This is a genomic window from Streptomyces sp. NPDC006487 (assembly GCF_042870555.1).
Lineage (GTDB): Bacteria > Actinomycetota > Actinomycetes > Streptomycetales > Streptomycetaceae > Streptomyces.
In genome coordinates, this window is the sequence record NZ_JBIAHN010000008.1 from 15,287 (window position 1) to 31,018 (window position 15,732).

The 15,732-nt window shown below is 69.2% G+C and carries 16 protein-coding genes; 13 read left to right on the forward strand and 3 right to left on the reverse strand.

Features of this window, described 5'->3' with window-relative positions; all coding sequences use genetic code 11:
* The first annotated feature begins 36 nt into the window (after nt 1-36).
* The 11 genes from ACFYM0_RS15070 (at nt 37) to asnB (ending at nt 10,645) form a co-directional block, all read left to right on the forward strand.
* Nucleotides 37-759 (forward strand): hypothetical protein, encoded by a 723-nt coding sequence (locus ACFYM0_RS15070; protein ID WP_388501044.1) that lies wholly within the window; start codon nt 37-39, stop codon nt 757-759.
* 62 nt (nt 760-821) lie between these two features.
* Entirely contained in the window at nt 822-2,114 is a 1,293-nt protein-coding gene (locus tag ACFYM0_RS15075) for a serine hydrolase (RefSeq protein WP_388501046.1), read from the forward strand.
* 18 nt (nt 2,115-2,132) lie between these two features.
* Nucleotides 2,133-3,107: a hypothetical protein gene (locus tag ACFYM0_RS15080; protein ID WP_388501048.1), complete on the forward strand. Its 975-nt coding sequence runs from the start codon at nt 2,133-2,135 to the stop codon at nt 3,105-3,107.
* Nucleotides 3,101-4,264: a cytochrome P450 gene (locus ACFYM0_RS15085; protein WP_388501050.1), complete on the forward strand. Its 1,164-nt coding sequence runs from the start codon at nt 3,101-3,103 to the stop codon at nt 4,262-4,264. Before ACFYM0_RS15080 ends, ACFYM0_RS15085 begins: the two co-directional genes overlap by 7 nt.
* Entirely contained in the window at nt 4,261-5,148 is an 888-nt protein-coding gene (locus ACFYM0_RS15090) for an aldo/keto reductase (RefSeq protein WP_388501053.1), read from the forward strand. Before ACFYM0_RS15085 ends, ACFYM0_RS15090 begins: the two co-directional genes overlap by 4 nt.
* Nucleotides 5,148-5,603, forward strand: a complete 456-nt coding sequence (locus ACFYM0_RS15095) for a phospholipase (protein WP_388501055.1) — start codon at nt 5,148-5,150, stop codon at nt 5,601-5,603. Before ACFYM0_RS15090 ends, ACFYM0_RS15095 begins: the two co-directional genes overlap by 1 nt.
* Nucleotides 5,596-6,270: an NADPH-dependent F420 reductase gene (locus ACFYM0_RS15100; protein ID WP_388501058.1), complete on the forward strand. Its 675-nt coding sequence runs from the start codon at nt 5,596-5,598 to the stop codon at nt 6,268-6,270. The genes ACFYM0_RS15095 and ACFYM0_RS15100 overlap by 8 nt, the downstream gene beginning before the upstream one ends.
* 41 nt (nt 6,271-6,311) lie before the next feature.
* Nucleotides 6,312-7,238 (forward strand): Gfo/Idh/MocA family protein, encoded by a 927-nt coding sequence (locus ACFYM0_RS15105; protein WP_388501060.1) that lies wholly within the window; start codon nt 6,312-6,314, stop codon nt 7,236-7,238.
* 2 nt (nt 7,239-7,240) lie between these two features.
* Nucleotides 7,241-8,542: an MFS transporter gene (locus ACFYM0_RS15110; protein WP_388501063.1), complete on the forward strand. Its 1,302-nt coding sequence runs from the start codon at nt 7,241-7,243 to the stop codon at nt 8,540-8,542.
* Nucleotides 8,520-8,786 carry an acyl carrier protein gene (locus tag ACFYM0_RS15115; protein WP_388501066.1) on the forward strand — a complete coding sequence of 89 codons (267 nt, stop codon included), beginning with the start codon at nt 8,520-8,522 and terminating at the stop codon, nt 8,784-8,786. The genes ACFYM0_RS15110 and ACFYM0_RS15115 overlap by 23 nt, the downstream gene beginning before the upstream one ends.
* A 17-nt stretch (nt 8,787-8,803) precedes the next feature.
* The gene (asnB, locus tag ACFYM0_RS15120) at nt 8,804-10,645 is read left to right on the forward strand and encodes an asparagine synthase (glutamine-hydrolyzing) (RefSeq protein ID WP_388501068.1); all 1,842 of its coding nucleotides are present in this window, start codon (nt 8,804-8,806) and stop codon (nt 10,643-10,645) included.
* Here the strand turns inward: asnB and ACFYM0_RS15125 are convergent.
* Nucleotides 10,629-11,552, reverse strand: a complete 924-nt coding sequence (locus tag ACFYM0_RS15125; protein ID WP_388501071.1) for a helix-turn-helix transcriptional regulator — start codon at nt 11,550-11,552, stop codon at nt 10,629-10,631. The two genes, asnB and ACFYM0_RS15125, sit on opposite strands and share 17 nt — an antisense overlap.
* Before the next feature lie 407 nt (nt 11,553-11,959).
* Between ACFYM0_RS15125 and ACFYM0_RS15130 the strand changes: the two genes are divergently transcribed.
* On the forward strand, nt 11,960-13,198 hold the full coding sequence (locus ACFYM0_RS15130) for a tetratricopeptide repeat protein (RefSeq protein WP_388501072.1): 1,239 nt from the start codon (nt 11,960-11,962) through the stop codon (nt 13,196-13,198).
* A gap of 70 nt (nt 13,199-13,268) precedes the next feature.
* Nucleotides 13,269-14,138: a methyltransferase domain-containing protein gene (locus ACFYM0_RS15135; RefSeq protein WP_388501075.1), complete on the forward strand. Its 870-nt coding sequence runs from the start codon at nt 13,269-13,271 to the stop codon at nt 14,136-14,138.
* A 47-nt stretch (nt 14,139-14,185) separates the two neighbouring features.
* Here ACFYM0_RS15135 and ACFYM0_RS15140 read toward each other — a convergent pair whose 3' ends face one another.
* Together ACFYM0_RS15140 and ACFYM0_RS15145 are read right to left on the reverse strand one after the other, a co-directional pair.
* A complete protein-coding gene (locus tag ACFYM0_RS15140; protein ID WP_388501078.1) occupies nt 14,186-15,187 on the reverse strand; it encodes a pirin family protein in 1,002 nt (333 codons plus the stop codon).
* 120 nt (nt 15,188-15,307) lie between these two features.
* On the reverse strand, nt 15,308-15,472 hold the full coding sequence (locus tag ACFYM0_RS15145; RefSeq protein WP_388501080.1) for a hypothetical protein: 165 nt from the start codon (nt 15,470-15,472) through the stop codon (nt 15,308-15,310).
* Between the last annotated feature and the right edge of the window lie 260 nt (nt 15,473-15,732).

The window sequence follows — 15,732 nt, forward strand, 5'->3', positions numbered from 1 at the left end:
GTGACAACGCGACGGCATCGCAGGAAGACATCCCCCATGAAGATCACCATTAGAACTCCGCACCTCACCGTGGTGGATGACTTTCTCGGCGAGGCCGAATTCGCATCGCTGGCCACCTCACTGCAGTTCCTGTCCTACCGCCCCATGCATTCCAAGGAATGGGTCAAGGCGTACGGACTGTCAGCGGCCCCGGTCTTTCAGAGCGAACTGGCCACCCGCGGTCGGGTGGACTCCACTCCGCCGGGGATGAGCCGGGTGGGCGAACTCGTCGAACGCATCGCCCGGCCGGACGAACCACTCCAGGACAGCTACCCGCAGGGGATCACCGGCAAGGGGTCCACCGTCACCGGCCGCACGGTGCTGTCGGGGGTGGGAGCAGGTCTGAACTGGCACAACGACGCCGAGAGCCTGCTGGGTGCCTACGTCTTCTACGGGCATCCGCGCTGGGGTTCCTCGTGGGGCGGCGAGCTGTTCGTCCTTGCCGAGGACGAAGCGGGTGGCCGGGACGGAACCGGGGATCCCGAAGGCCGGCCCCGGGAGATCAACGGCGACTTGGGGCCCGACTTCATGCTCGACGTGCGTGCCGAGCAGTACAGGAACGACATCGGGCACGGCATCTTCGTCTCTGCCCGCCCCAACCGTCTGGTCCTGCTCACCTCCCAGGTCCACCACCGGGTCGCGCCGGTGACGCCCAGCGCGGGAGACCAGCCCCGGACGGCTGTCGTCGGCTTCTTCGTATCGGACCCGGGTCCCTCCTGAGGAACCCCGCCACTTCGCCCCAACTCCCAGCTCGGATTCGTGATGCAGTGACACCGAAAGCGATGATTCAAGGCGCCCTCGACCAGGCGATCGTGGAGGCAGGAACCAGCGGAAACATCGTGGTGCTCCTCGTCGACAAGGGGCGCGAAACCTTGGTCGAGTGGGGACCGGGACAGGCCGGCGTGACACCGGCGGACCAGTACTACCAGCTGGGTTCGATCTCGAAGTTCATCACCGCGGCAGCATGTCTCGTTCTGGACGCACAGGGTGATCTGAGTGTGGACGAGCCGATGCGGTTCGTCGATCAGCTGATTCCCCGCTATCAGGGTCAGCAGGTTGCCCTCACGCCCCGGCAGGTCCTCCATCACATCACGGGCCTCAACGTACGCAGCATTCCCGGGTACGCGCGCGATGAGAAGGTGCCGACCGTAACGGAGATCATCGCCGGTGAGGGACGGTCGCCGGCACTGGCCTTCACCGGGATACCGACGGGGCGCGTCGCCTACTGCAGCGGCGCCTTCGCCCTTCTTCAGACAGAACTCGGACAGGGACGTGACCTCGCCGGACTCCTCCCGGAGGCGATCCGCCGGATTTCCCCCGGTGCGGCCGTGCTGGCCGATTCGCTCGAAGGACCGGCGAACCCCCTCCTGGCAAAAGGCTTCATCAATCCGGCGATACCCGTTCCGCACGGCTCCCTGCACTACCCCGAGACATGCGCCGGGGGTCTCTGGGCGCGTCCGGGGGACCTCATGACGCTGCTCGTCGACATCGCGGCCCACCTGCGGGGTGCGGGCGGGAACGGCACCGTGGGCGGCCGGATCCGTGGAGAACTGCTCTCTCGTCATCTCCATCCGAAGATGGCGATGTCCGTCCTGGTCGACGAGGACAAAGAAGGACGGACGTACTACCACCACCAAGGGGCCAGCGCCGGATTCACCACCGAATTCGCGAGCTACCCCCAGGAGGACGTCCACATCGTCGCCGCGGCGACGGCCGCGGTCACTCCGCCCGAGCTGCGCACGGTGGTCAAGCAGGCGCTCGCCACCACCTCGGTGGGCACTCCGGCAGCATCCGCAGGGGGGTTGCTGCCGACGGAGAGTGCGACGTCGGCGGACGGCCGCACCGAGGACACCGGGATCTACGCCGGCGACTCCCTCGGAGCCGAGGTGACGGCGGACGTGGCCACCGTGCGCACGCGGAGCGGGTTCGAGCTCGCGCTGCGCAGGACGGCCGCCCACGTCTACGCGGTACCCGGAGAGCAGTACCCCAGATGTGTGATCGACGGAGACCGGATGCGGTTCAGCGACGGCTCCCGCCTGTACAGGCTCAGCCGCTCCTCGAGCTCCGGATCCTGAGAAAGATCGGTGACTTCGGTGCCAGAACTTCTTGTGCTGACCAGAATCCAGAGCGGCTGGGACCTCTTCCAGACCAGCTACGTCGAGGCTGCCCGGACGTTGCGGAGAAACCCCGGACAGCTTGCGGACCTCTGGGCCGCACGCCGTCGTGCGGTGGGCGTGCACCCGCTCTCCGACGACCTGCGGGAGCTCTACGGCGCCCAGATCGAGCGGAGCCGTACCGCCATGGCACGGCTGGCTCCCCCTCTGCTGCAGAGCTACGCCGACCGCTCCGTACCGCTGATCGAACATTCCTGGCTGCGGGCCATTGCCTTGCGGAGCAGCGCGGTCGAAGCGGCCCGGGTCGTGCTGAAGGAGCTCTCGCTCCCGGACGAGGAAGCACTGGCCACGGTCACCAGTCCGCCGGGCGGCGGTCCAGCCGGCCGGACCGCCAAGACGGCCACCGGCTTTCGCATCCTGGCCACCGACGACGGCACCACATCGTCCCTCGCGGTGCTCCTCCACGAGCTGGGGCACTTCCTCTACGAAGCCGATCCCGGGCCGGGGCCGACCGAGGGCATCGTGCACTACGTCGAATCCGAGGCCGCAGCGCTGGCGCTCGGACGGGTGGGGTTCGACAGGTACCTCGCCGCACTCCCGGACGCCGGCGAGAGGCGGCGGCTCTGGGCCTCGTACTGCCACACCGAAGCCTGGCTGAACCACTTCTACTTCTTGACGGAGGCCGCCGAGCTGGGCCTCTGCGAGCCGCCTCCGGGCACGCTGGACATGCTCTACCTCCGGGACACCTACAGCAGCACGGTCGGATACCAGTTCGTGTACGCCGCGGCATCGAGCCTCATGGCCGATCACCCGGAGCAGCTCGTCGCCCAGCTCGCCCCGGCGAGCGGCCCGGGCGGGGCCCGTGGACCTTTCACCCCGCCCGACTATCCGGGATTCGACCCGGCACACCGCCGCCACCACCGAACAGGAGAGGAGACGACCTCCACATGGTGATCGATCACGTAGGACAGGACCCCCAGGACGAGGTCGCGGCGCGCTTCGCCGGCAAGATCGACCGGAGCAAGGTCGTCCAGCAGACCGGCGAAGGAGTCTGGTTGGTCCTCGGCCATCCGGAAGCAGTACAGCTCCTGAGGGACCGCACCGTGAGCAGCATGACCAGGAATCCCGGGCTCGGCATCTGGGAGCAGGTCTCCTCGCGCTTCTTCATGTTCAAGGACGCCCAGCAGCACATGCGGCTGCGGCGCATGGTCGGCGACTGCTTCACGCCCGCCCGTCTGGCGGAGCTGAAGGCCGGCATCCGCCAGGCGACCTGCGACCGCTTGGACCGGCTGGACGGGGCCGGCCCGGCGGGGGACCGGCAGACCGACATCATGGCGGCGGTGGCCTACCCGGTCGCGTCGGATGCCATCTGCCGTCTGCTGGGCGTGTCCCCGGTCGAGGGCGCCTTCCTCGGTCAGTGGGCCGTCTCCCTGTCCCGGCACACCAGTGACGAGCAGTTCAACCGCAGTGCCGATGACATCCTCGGCTTCTTCCGGGAACAGCTGTCCGCGCACCGCAGGGCCCCCGGGGGATCGGGGCTGTTGCCGATCATGGCCGAACGGGCCGTTGCCGCGGGCATCGACGACGACGAACTCCTCGCCACCTGCATCCTGCTGGTGGTCGCGGGCTTCGAGACGAGCGCCAACTTCTTCGGGAACATGCTCCTGTCGCTGCTGTGGCGCCGTGAGCGGTTCGAGCGGCTGGTAGCGGACGAGACGCTGGTCGCTCCGGCGATCGAGGAGCTCCTGCGGCTGCACAGCCCGGCGCACGTGGTGATGCGCAGGACGACCGAAGACACCGTCGTGGGAGACACGGTCATACCGGCCGGGGCCCAGGTCGCCGTACTTCTGGGGCTGTGCAACCGGGATCCGCGGGTCTTCGACGATCCGGACGCGTACCGCCTCGACCGCGCCTCCAATCCCCACCTCAGCTTCTCCCAGGGTCCGCACTACTGCGTGGGCGCGTCACTGGCCCGGGTCGAGCTGGAAGCGATGCTGCGCGCGGTCCTCGACCGTCTCCCCCTGCTGTCCCTCCACACGGAGCAGCCGCTGCGCTGGTCGGGCCGCTTCCTGGGCAGGGGCCTTGACCGACTGGAGGTCCTCGCGTCATGAGTGCACTGAACGACGTCACCCCCGGAAACCCGTCCCCGGTGGAACCCGCCTTGTCGTGGGGGCCCCTGCGACTGGGCCTGGGTGGCAACCGCTTGGCCGGACCCGACTCCTTCGGCCCGCCGCGGGACGAGAACGAGAGCCGCAGGGTCGTCCACCTCGCCTGTGACAGCGGGGTGGCCGTCATCGACACCGCCGACTGCTACGGCCCCTACTGGTCCGAGCGCATCATCGGCGAGGCGCTGAGCCGGCGTGACTCCCGGCCGCTCGTGGCCACCAAGGTGGGTGTGGTGCGTGACGCGAACGCAGGCTGGGCCGTCGACGCGGATCCGGCGGGCCTGGCCCGGGCCGCCGAAGGCAGTCTGCGCAGGCTGAAGCTCGAAGCGGTCGACGTGCTGCAGCTGCATCACCCCTCCACCAGGATTCCCCTGGAGGACCAGGTCGGCGCCCTGCAGGACATGCGGCGCCGCGGCCTGGCCCGTCACATCGGACTGTGCAACGTGACGCTCGAGCAGCTTCGGCGTGCCGAGCGCGAAGGGCCGATCGCCAGCGTGCAGAACCATCTGCACGCCCTGCGCATCACGCCGGACGACCTGCGCCTGATCGCGTACTGCAAGGAGCGGGGCATCACCGTCATGGCCTACCAGCCCTTCGCCGAAGGTGCCCTGCTGACCGAGCCGCGGGTGCTGCGAGCGGCCGAACGCAGGGCCGTTCCCGCTGCCCAGGTGGCGCTCGGTGTACTGCTCGACCTCGGTGACCACGTGGTGCCGATTCCCGGATCCGGCTCAACTCGCCACGTGCAGTCCAATGTCGACGCCGTCGTGAACCACCTCGGCCCGGCAGATCGCGTCTCCCGGCCGGCATCGACCGATGCGGAGCAGCTGTGATGCGCCTGCCCGAACGCCCGGGGCCGCGGCCTGCCACCAGTGCCACCGTGCCGCACCAGCAGTTCACCCAGAACTCCCCCTACCACGTACAACGGCGGCTCCTGCACCGGTGCGAGGAGCTCGCCGGCGTCGAGGTGTCCGCCACCAGGGTGTCCGTCCCGGGCGCCGTCGGCCTTCACCTCACGGAGGCGGGGGAACACGGCCGGCCGCTCGAGTTCGCGCACGCCCACCCTTCGTACGACGGCTCGTGGCACGTCAGCCTGCCGCCGGCCGAGGCGGCCTCGGTCGTCGAGGCGGGATGGGGCGAGTACCACCCGCTCGCCGGCGACCGGCTCCCCCGGGGCACCGTCCTGCTGTTCGCACCGAGGGACGCCGAAGAATCCGACGTCTGCTTCGACGTCCTGAAGAGCGCGCACGCTCTCGCTTGCCGCACTCTGGGGGGATCCCGTGACTGACGACACCTACGGTTCCGTGTGCGTGCTGGGCGCCGGCCGTTTCGGAACGGCGCTCGCCCTGCGGCTGATGGACCACGGAGTCGGCACGCGGGTCGCGACACGCCGCACCGATGCCGGGACGCCCGGCCACCCGGGCCCCCTGCTGGACCGGGGTGCCGTGCGGCCCACGCTCGAAGCGCTCGACGGAGCGGACATCGTGGTCCTCGCGCTCCCCTTCGCCGCTGCCCTGAACCTGGCGGAGAAGTTCCCCGGGTTCGCCGAGGGCCGGATCGTCGTGGATGCCACGAACCCCCTGACCGCAGAGGGCGATGGCATCGTCCTGCCTCCCGACACCAGTGGAGCGGTCGAAATCGCCCGGCGCATCCCGTACGCACGTCTGGTCAAGGCCTTCAGCACCTGCACGACGGAGGACCTCGCCTCGGACGGCACGGGGGCGCTCAACCTGGTGGCGGGGGACGACGAGCAGGCGAAGCAGACCGTGCTGCGGCTGTCCCGCCACCTCGGTCTCGCAGCGCTCGACGCCGGCGTACTGGCCCACTGCGGTGTCCTGGAAGGGATGGCGCTCCTGCGCGAGGAGATCCGTCGTCGCAACCCGGCCACCGCTGCTGCCCGGAGCCTGACGGGAGCCCTGCTCTCGCACGGTACCGAGGTGGAGTTCCCGTGCTGAACTGGGGATTCATCGGGGCCGGGCGTGCGGCAAGGGTCGCCATGGCACCGGCTGTGCACCAGGCCCGGCGGGCCACCCTGCGGATCGCGGCCGCCAGGGAACTGGGGCGGGCCGAGGCCCTCTCCCCCCACAAGGCGACCACCGACTACGAGGACGTGCTGGCGGACGACGCCGTGGACGTCGTCTACATCAGCCTGAGCAACGAGAGCCACCTGGCCTGGTGCGTCAAGGCGCTCGAGGCGGGGAAGCACGTGCTGTGCGAAAAGCCGCTCGCCCTGTCCGCCGCGCAGGTGGACCGGATCGCAGAGGCCGCCGACCGTGCCGGGCGCACCGTCTCGGAGGCCATGTGGTACCGGTGGCACCCCCGGATGCGTGCGGCAGAACGGATCGCCGCGTCCTTCGGGCACGGAGCGCACGTCGATGCGACCTTCGCCGTGCACCGGGCGGACCACGACAACTACCGGTGGGACCCGGCGCGGGGCGGCGGCGCACTCTACGACCTGGGGGGCTACGTCCTGAGCGCGGTGCTGGCAGTGAACGGCTGGCAGGTGCCCCGGGTCGTATCGAGTTCCATGACCACCGGCCCGACCGGAATCGACACGAGCACGACGGCGACACTGGCATGGGACAACGGCGCGACGGCCGCGATCCACGTGTCGTTCACGGCAGAACGGCCGCGTGAGGTCTTCGACCTGCGCGGAGCCGGAGAGCAGCTCTCGCTGCCCGACTGGCCGTTCTCCGCGGTGGCCCGGGACACCGTGCACCTGGTCCACCGCGACGCATCCGGCCGGGAGACGGTGACGGAGTACTCCGACGTCAACTCCTACCGGCTGATGGTGGACGAGTTCAATCGCGCGGTGGGCGGCGAGAGCGGCGGGCGCGACTGGACGATGCCGCTGGCCGAGTCCCGTGCCATAGCCGCGCTGTCCGAAGCCGTGGCTCGTGAAGCCTCATTCAAGGAGAACTGACCATGGACCCCACACCCGGCAGAAAGCCCTTCCAGAAGCTGTGGGCAGCCACCGCCACATCGAACCTTTCGGACGGGGTAAGCCTGGCCGCAGCACCTCTGCTCGCGGCCACCGTGACCCACGACCCGGCGCTGATCGCCGGCATCACCGTGGCGCAGAGGGCCCCGTGGCTGGTCCTCGCCTTCATATCCGGAGCCCTCGCGGACCGGCTGGACCGCAAGCGTGTCGCACAGGCGGCGAACTGGATCCGCGTCGCCGGATTCGCGGCTCTCGCCGTGGCCGTCCTGGGCGACGCCGTCTCCATGCCGCTGCTCTACGCGGTCTTCTTCGCCATCGGGACGGCCGAGACGCTCTATGACAGTGCGTCGTCCGCGTGGCTTCCGACCCTGGTGGCCCCGGACGACCTGGGCCGGGCCAACGGACGGCTGCAGACGACGTTCGTCGTCTGCAACGAGTTCGTCGGACCGCCGATGGGCGGATTCCTCTTCGCCTCCGCGGCCGCGGCCCCGTTCGTGCTCGGAGCCGGCGGCTATCTGGCCGCCGTAGGCCTGCTGGCACTGATCCCCTCGGCCACCCGGAACCGGCAGGAGCCGTCCGCGGAGCCCCTGACGGTGCAGGGCATCGCCTCGGACATCGCCGTCGGCGCGCGGTGGTACTGGTCATCGCCGACGCTGCGGTCGCTGAGTGTCGTCGCAGCGATGGGCAACGCCGTCAGCGCCGCCACGTACGGCATCCTCGTGCTGCTCGCCACGGACGTGCTGGGTGTCACCTCCAGCTGGTACGGCGTGCTGCTCGCGGCCGGTGCCATCGGCGCGGTCATCGGCGGCCTCGTGGCCGGCAAGGTCGGCGAGTGGCTGCCGATGGGCACGCTGATCCTGGTGACGAACCTGTTGTCGGCCGGATCCGCCATCGGCATGGGGCTGGCGATCAGCCCGGCGGCCACCGTCGGCTTCATGGCGCTGGACGGCTTCGTCGTCCTGATCCAGACCATCCAGGTCGTCACCCTCCGCCAGCAGATCGTGCCCAACGAACTGATGGGCCGCGTCACCGCGGCCTACCGTTCCGTCGCCGTGGGCGCTTTCACCGTCGGAGGAATAGCGGGCGGTCTGGTGGCGAAGTTCTTCGGAATCCAGGCCGCCTTCTACGTCGGCGGTACCGCCATGGCGCTCACCGCCTTCGCGGTCCTGCCCGTGCTGAACAACAAGCGCCTCGCCCAGGTGAAAAAAGAGGCAGCAGATCCGGAAGAGGCTTCCGACACCCATTCGATGAAGGAGGAGGAAAGTGAAGGAATTTACTCTCGATGACCTGGTACGCATCCTGCGGGAATGCGCCGACCAAGACGTCTGGAGCGAAATCGAGCTGGGCGGAGACATCGCGGACGCGGACTTCGACAGCCTCGGTTACGACTCGCTGTCGCTGTTCAACACGCTGACGCGTATCGAGAACGAATTCGGGGTCGAGCTTTCGTTCGACATCGTCTACACGGCCGCAACCCCAGGGACCCTGGTGAAGGTGGTCAACGAAGCTCTTCCGAACAACGCGCAATAAGAGAGGGGATCGGGGAAATGTGCGGAATCGCCGGGTGGGTGGACTTCGGACGCGACGTGTCGCCTCGGCACGAAGAGATCCGGAACATGACCGACACGCTGGCTTGCCGCGGCCCGGATGCGGAAGGGATGTGGACGGCTCCCCACGTGGCTCTGGGCCACCGCCGGCTCGCCGTCATCGACCTCGACGGCGGTCGGCAGCCGATGACGGACGGGCATTCCGGCCGTGACCGCGTGGCGCTCACATTCTGCGGAGAGGTCTACAACTTCTCCGAGCTCCGAACCGAGCTGATCGGCCACGGCCATGCGTTCCGCACGCGCAGCGATACCGAAGTGGTCCTCCGCGCCTATATCCAGTGGGGCCCCACATTCGCCGAACGCCTGAACGGAATGTTCGCGCTGGCGATCTGGGACGGCCGGAGCGAGGAACTGACCCTCGTCCGCGACCGTATGGGCGTCAAACCCCTGTATTACTTCCCCACCCCGGACGGTGTGCTCTTCGGGTCCGAACCGAAAGCCATACTGGCCCACCCGACGGTGTCCGCCCGCGTGAATTCCGATGGACTGCGCGAAGTCCTCGACATGGTGAAGACGCCGGAAGCGGCCGTCTACTCGGGCATGTACGAGGTCCGGCCCGGGCACCTCTTGCGGGTGAGCCGGAAGGGGCTGACCAAGCACCGCTACTGGGCGCTGGAAGCCCGCGAGCACACCGACGACCTCGGTATGACGATCCGGACGGTCCGGGAGCTCCTGGAAGACACGGTCCAGCGCCAGATGGTGTCGGACGTCCCCCTGTCCTCGCTGCTCTCCGGGGGCCTGGACTCGTCCGCCATCACCGCTCTGGCAGCCCGGACACTGGGATCGGACCGGCTGCGGTCCTTCTCCGTCGACTTCGCCGAGGCCGCCGCCGGGTTCCAGCCCGATGCGGTGCGCGGCGCCGCCGATGCCCCCTACGCACGCGAGCTGGCCCGGCACGTGGATGCCGACCACACCGAAATCATCCTGGACAGCAGCGAGTTGCTCAACCCCGCCGTGCGCGCTGCCGTCCTGCGGGCCACGGACCTGCCGCCGGCCTACTGGGGTGACATGTGGCCGTCGCTCTACCTGTTGTTCAAGGCGGTGAAGCAGCACACCACCGTGGCCCTGTCAGGGGAATCGGCGGACGAACTCTTCGGCGGATACCGGTGGTTCCACAATCCGGGGGCCGTACGCGCGGACACCTTCCCGTGGCTCACTTCGGGTTCGGCCCGCTATTTCGGCGGGCTTCAACTGCTCGACCGGGGGCTGGTGGAAAAGCTCGACATTCCCGGATACCGCCAGGCCCGATATCACGAGGCCCTTGCCGAAGTTCCCGTACTGCCGGGCGAGGCGCCGGGCGAACGCCGGATGAGGGAAATGAGCTATCTCAACCTCACCCGATTCGTCCAGACCCTGCTGGACCGCAAGGACCGGATGAGCATGGCGGTCGGCCTGGAGGTCCGGGTCCCCTTCTGCGACCACCGGCTGGTCGACTACGTGTTCAACACCCCCTGGGCAATGAAGGCGTTCGACGGCCGGGAGAAGAGCCTGCTCCGCGCCGCCACGGCCGATCTGCTGCCCTCGTCCATCCTGGAACGCGTCAAGACTCCGTACCCGACCACTCAGGATCCGGCGTACGAGAGCGGTCTGCGCACCGAGATGGCCGAGATCCTCCGCGACGGCAACGCCCCGGTCCGGTCCCTGCTCGACGTGGAGAAGGTGCGGGCGGTCCTGGACCGGCCGCAGGGCGCGACCAGCCGGTCCTATGACCGGGGCAGTCTTGAAATGACGATCTGGCTGAACAGGTGGCTCGGCTCCTACGACGTCACTCTGGATCTGTGACGCCGGAGTCGCCGAGGAGGTCCGAGGTGGCCAGCAGATAGCCGAGCTGTGCCCGGTTCGTGCTGCCCAGCTGCTCGGCGATCTTCGCGATGTGCGCACGGCAGGTCCGCACGCTCATGCCCACGCGCCGGGCGATGGCTTCATCGACGTAGCCGGAGATGAGGAGCTGGCAGATGGTCCGGCGGATGCCCGGGATCACGCTGGGTTCCTCCCGGCTCCGACTGCTGGACGTCAGGGGGGTCCCGCGCTGCCAGGCACGCTCGTAGACGTCCACGAGAAAGGCGATGAGAGCCTTGTTGCGGACTTCGAGAGCGCTCTGCCGGTCGCTGCGCGCCGGGATGAACGCCACCTCACGATCGAAGATGATCATCCGCTCGAAAAGCTCGTCCAGGGTCCGGACCTGCGCCGCTGCACCGGCCTCGGTGATCTGGTGGATGTAGTCCATCGTTGCCGGGTTGTAGCGCACGGTGTGCTGGTATAGCGTCCGCAGCCGGACACCGCGGCCGAGCAGGTCCCGGCTCCGCTGCAGGGCCTCGGACAGGACCGTCGAGGAGCGGCCGCCGCCGGGCTGGGCGGTCAGCAGCTCGGTGTCGCACCGCTGGGTGGCATCGTCGATGGCGGCGTTGATGGCCGGCAGGCCCTCGAGCATCACCAGGTCCGCGGTGGGGCGCTGCTGGGCGTTGTAGAGGGCCTCGATCGGGTCCAGGGCCCGCTGCAGTCCCTGGGTGACCGCCTGACGCTGGTGGATCTCCTCCTCGATGGGGCGCACGAGCATGGCGAGGGCGTAGGACGGGCGGATGGGCGTCATCGACTGCTCGTCGCCGGGCGCGGACTGGAGGAGCTGCATCCGCAGGAGGCAGACGGGCGCGGAAGACTGGTCGGCGCGCCCGGTACGGACGGCGTCCATGTAGTACGCGACGCCCCGCTCACAGAGGGCGCCGCCACTATCGCACCCATTGCCCGATTCACACGCTTCGTTCATGTTCAGCCTCCTGCAATGTCACTTCATGAGCACCTTCAACTCTTGTACGGCTGAAGCTGTCGGGAGAAGCTCTCATCCATCGCGGGTAAGGCTCCCGCGAATGAGGGGGGAAATGATGAAGCTTCTTCACAAGGCTACCGGGCTGTCGATCGCGCTCATTGCGCTCATCGCGGTCCTTGCAACCACCGGCTCTACCGATACCAATTCGACAGGCACCGAGACTCACGTATCTGCCAGTGCCACCGGTCCCGCCAAGGCTCCGGATCCCGGATGGGATTAATCACTCCGCTGGGGGACTCGGGCCGGGCACGGCACCAATGAACCGGAAAAGCATGCGACACCTGCCGCCACCATACGAACCGCCGCAAAGCCCTGGTGACCTCACCCGGCGCCTGGAATCGCTCCTCGACGCGGACGTTCCGGCCGTCTGCCCCGTGTACGTGGGGCTGGCGCTCCCCGTGCCCTGTTCACCGAAGCACGCGATCGCCACCCACGCCATTGCCGAGCATTTGGCACGGCGCGATGTCGAGGAGCTTCCCGCCTTCGGCGAAATACCGCCCCGTCGGCTGCGCGCCCTTACCGCGGCCAGTTGGGGACGCGCGGACGCGGTGGGGTCGGAGGTCGACCATCTTCCGGCGGATCTGGCGACCGGACTGTGGCGGAGAATCGCCGAACTCTGCAAACATTCCGAGGACTTGACGCCGCTCGAACGCGACACGGCCGGCACTTTGATGCTGCGGCTGGGATACCCCGAGCAGGCGGCACGGCTGCTCGGAATCACCGACGTGCTGGCGGGCATGCCGGCCTTCCCGGGGGACGTTCGGCCGGAGCACGCGCTCGCCCGGGCGGCCGTCTCCCTGCAGTTGCATCCCAGACCCGCCCTCGTGGTGACGCAGGCTCTCCGAGCGGTGGCCGATCCCGGCCTGTCCGTGCTGACCCGCCTGACACTGGCGGGCTTCGCGATGCCGCTCGCAGCGAGCCGTGAGGCCGGATCCGGGGCCCTGTACGAGACCGTCCGCCTGGCCGAACAAGCGCTGACGCGGCTGATCGACGTGGCTCCGGAGCACCGGTGGGTCGAGCGCAAGGTCCTTCGGTCGCTCGCCGGCACCGCCGTCCTGAGAGGGGAACCCGAAGCCGCGTCCGCCTATCTGGACCGGGCCGCATTGGGCGTGATGGGCGTGCGACCGCACGGCAGGCTGCAGCGACTGGCCTGGGAGGAAGAAGTACTCGCCCTCCTCGCATCCCAGGGGGGTACGTGTCGGAGCAACAACGACGCCGAGGGCGCCGTGACCGCCACGTCCCGCATGCCGGGCATCGCTCCGTACGACCCGGACGCCTGGGCCGCCCACGGGTACGCGTTGCTGGCCTCGGGCCGGCTGGACGAATCGCTCCACGCGTACGAGGAGATGCTCCCCCTGGGCGGACATCCGGTGGCCGCGGCCGCGTTCCACCTCGGCTGGATCCACGAGAGCCGCGGAGACCGGAGACGTGCCCAGGACGCATACGCGTACTCGCACTCGGTCGATCCCACGGTTCCCGCCGTCAAGGAGAGGCTGTCCTCCTTCCGCTGACGGCGCTCCCGGTCAGCTCCGGTGGGGACTGCAACGCCCCCGCTGAACAACCAACCAAGAAAGACGTCTGATGTTCGAGGCTCACCACCACGCACGCATGCTCGCCGACGCCACGCGGCTGACCGCGTTCCACGACGCCATGGCGGAGGTGATCGCAGACGACGACCGGGTCCTCGATGCCGGAACGGGTACGGGCATCCTCGCGGCCATGGCCTCGCAGCTGACCGCGGGAACGGTCGTCGCGGTCGAGTACCTCGAAGACACCGCTTCCTTCGCGAAGCAGGCCCTGCGGGCCTCGAACCTCGACCGTGTCGAAGTCGTCCAGGGCAACGCGGTCCAGGTCGACATCGGCACGCCGCCCGACGTCGTCGTCTCGGAAACGATCGGATCCCTCGGACCCGAGGAGAACATCGTGGGCCTGACCCACGCCCTGCGGCAGCGCCACCCCGGCATACGGGCCTTCATCCCGTCACGGCTGCGCGTTCTGGCGGAGCCGGTCGTCTCGCCGGAGGCGGACGCCCTTCGCGCGAGCGTCATCGGGGCCTACACCCGGGAACAGCCCGGCGGGATGTCGTTCGCCACCGTACTGCCGCAGGCGGAGCACGCCCTGGGCAGCCAGATCATCACCGCGAGGCTGACCGACGCCACCTCGGCCGGACCTGCCCGGCCGCTCGTCGAATACGACCTGGGCACCACGCCGGAGGCCGACTTCAGCCGGACGCTGTCCTTCGGCGACTCCCCGGCCAATGCCGTGCACCTCTACTTCGAGGCGCCCCTGTCCCCGTCCGTGACCCTCAGCAGCCACCGCACCGCGGCGTTCACGCACTGGGGCCATTCGTACGTCGTCCGCCCGCCCCGCGCCTCCGCGGTCACGATCGGCTACCGCAACGCCGACCGGCGCTTCACCTGCCGCTGGGACGGCGCCCCCGCGTCCGACTGACCCCCGCGTCCTGCTGACAGGTGTGACGGGGGTCGTCGGCGGGGACGTCACGACCGGTCGTCGGCCTCGCCCGTGCCGCGGTGGCCGAGGCCGGTGCGGGCGGTGGTGGGGATGCGGCCCAGCCGGCCCGCCTGGAAGTCGTCGAACGCCTGCTGCAGCTCGTGCTTGCTGTTCATCACGAACGGCCCGTAGTGCGCCATCGGCTCCCGGATCGGCTGCCCGCCGAGCAGGACGATCTCCAGCGCGGGGGCGTTGGAGTCCTGGCCCTCGTCGGCCCGCAGGGTCAGCGAGCCGCCCTCGCCGAAGACCACGGTCTGCCCGGTGTGGACGGGCCGCCGGTCCTCGCCGACCGAGCCGCGCCCGGCCAGTACGTACGCCAGGGCGTTGAAGTCCTCGCGCCACGGGAGGGTGATCTGCGCGCCGGGTGCGACCGTCGCGTGGATCATCGTGATCGGGGTGTGGGTGATGCCGGGGCCCTGGTGGCCGTCCAGCTCGCCGGCGATCACACGGAGCAGGGCGCCGCCGTCCGGCGTGGACAGCAGCTGGACCTGGCCGCCGCCGATGTCCTGGTAGCGCGGGGGCATCATCTTGTCGGAGGCGGGGAGGTTCACCCACAGCTGGAGGCCGTGGAAGAGACCGCCGGACACCACGAGCGACTCCGGCGGTGCCTCGATGTGCAGCAGGCCGCTGCCCGCCGTCATCCACTGGGTGTCGCCGCCGTTGATGACTCCGCCGCCGCCGTTGCTGTCCTGGTGGACGAAGGTTCCGTCGATCAGGTAGGTGACGGTCTCGAAGCCGCGGTGGGGGTGCCAGGGGGTGCCCTTGGGCTCACCCGGGGCGTACTCCACCTCGCCCATCTGGTCCATCATGATGAACGGGTCGAGGTACTGGTAGTTGATCCCGGCGAACGCACGGCGCACCGGGAATCCCTCACCCTCGAAGCCACCCGGGGCGGTCGTGACAGCCAGCACCTTGCGGGCGGTCGTCTCCTGGGCCGGCTCCCCGACGCGCGGGAGCGTCAACGGGTTCTCCACAGTCACTGCAGGCATGGTCGGAACCTCCTTCTGGCGTCGAGTTTAGTTGAAACCCGAACTTTCTGCCACCCGACAGAACAGAAGGAGCCCCGGGGGAATTCCCCCGGGGCCCGTTGCTCAGTGTGCGCCGGTCGCTCAGCCGCTGCAGGACGGAGCGGGGTAGCGGCACAGCTGGGCCGTGGCGGCCTCGGCCGGGGCCGCGGCGAGAACGCCCACGCCCACCGCCAGGGCCACCGTGGCCAGCACGGCGCCCGCCCTCGTGCGGAGCGCCTTGCGGGTGGTGGAAGTCGTACGAGTCATCACTGGCTCCTCAGGTCGAGATCCGGACTCGACATCCGGATCGGATCGGGATCGATCGGGATCGGGTGGGGTTGTGGGGGACCCCCCGTGCATCCCCCGCAGCACCCGCGTTCGGGAGTCACGGCCGCCGCCGTGACCCTTCGGGACAGGGCCGAGCGGCCTACGGCTCGATCGGGACCGAGTGGGTCGCCGCGTGCGCCGGCGATGCCGCCAAGACCCCCGTACCCAGCGCCATCACCCCCCTGGCCGCTCCTGCCGCG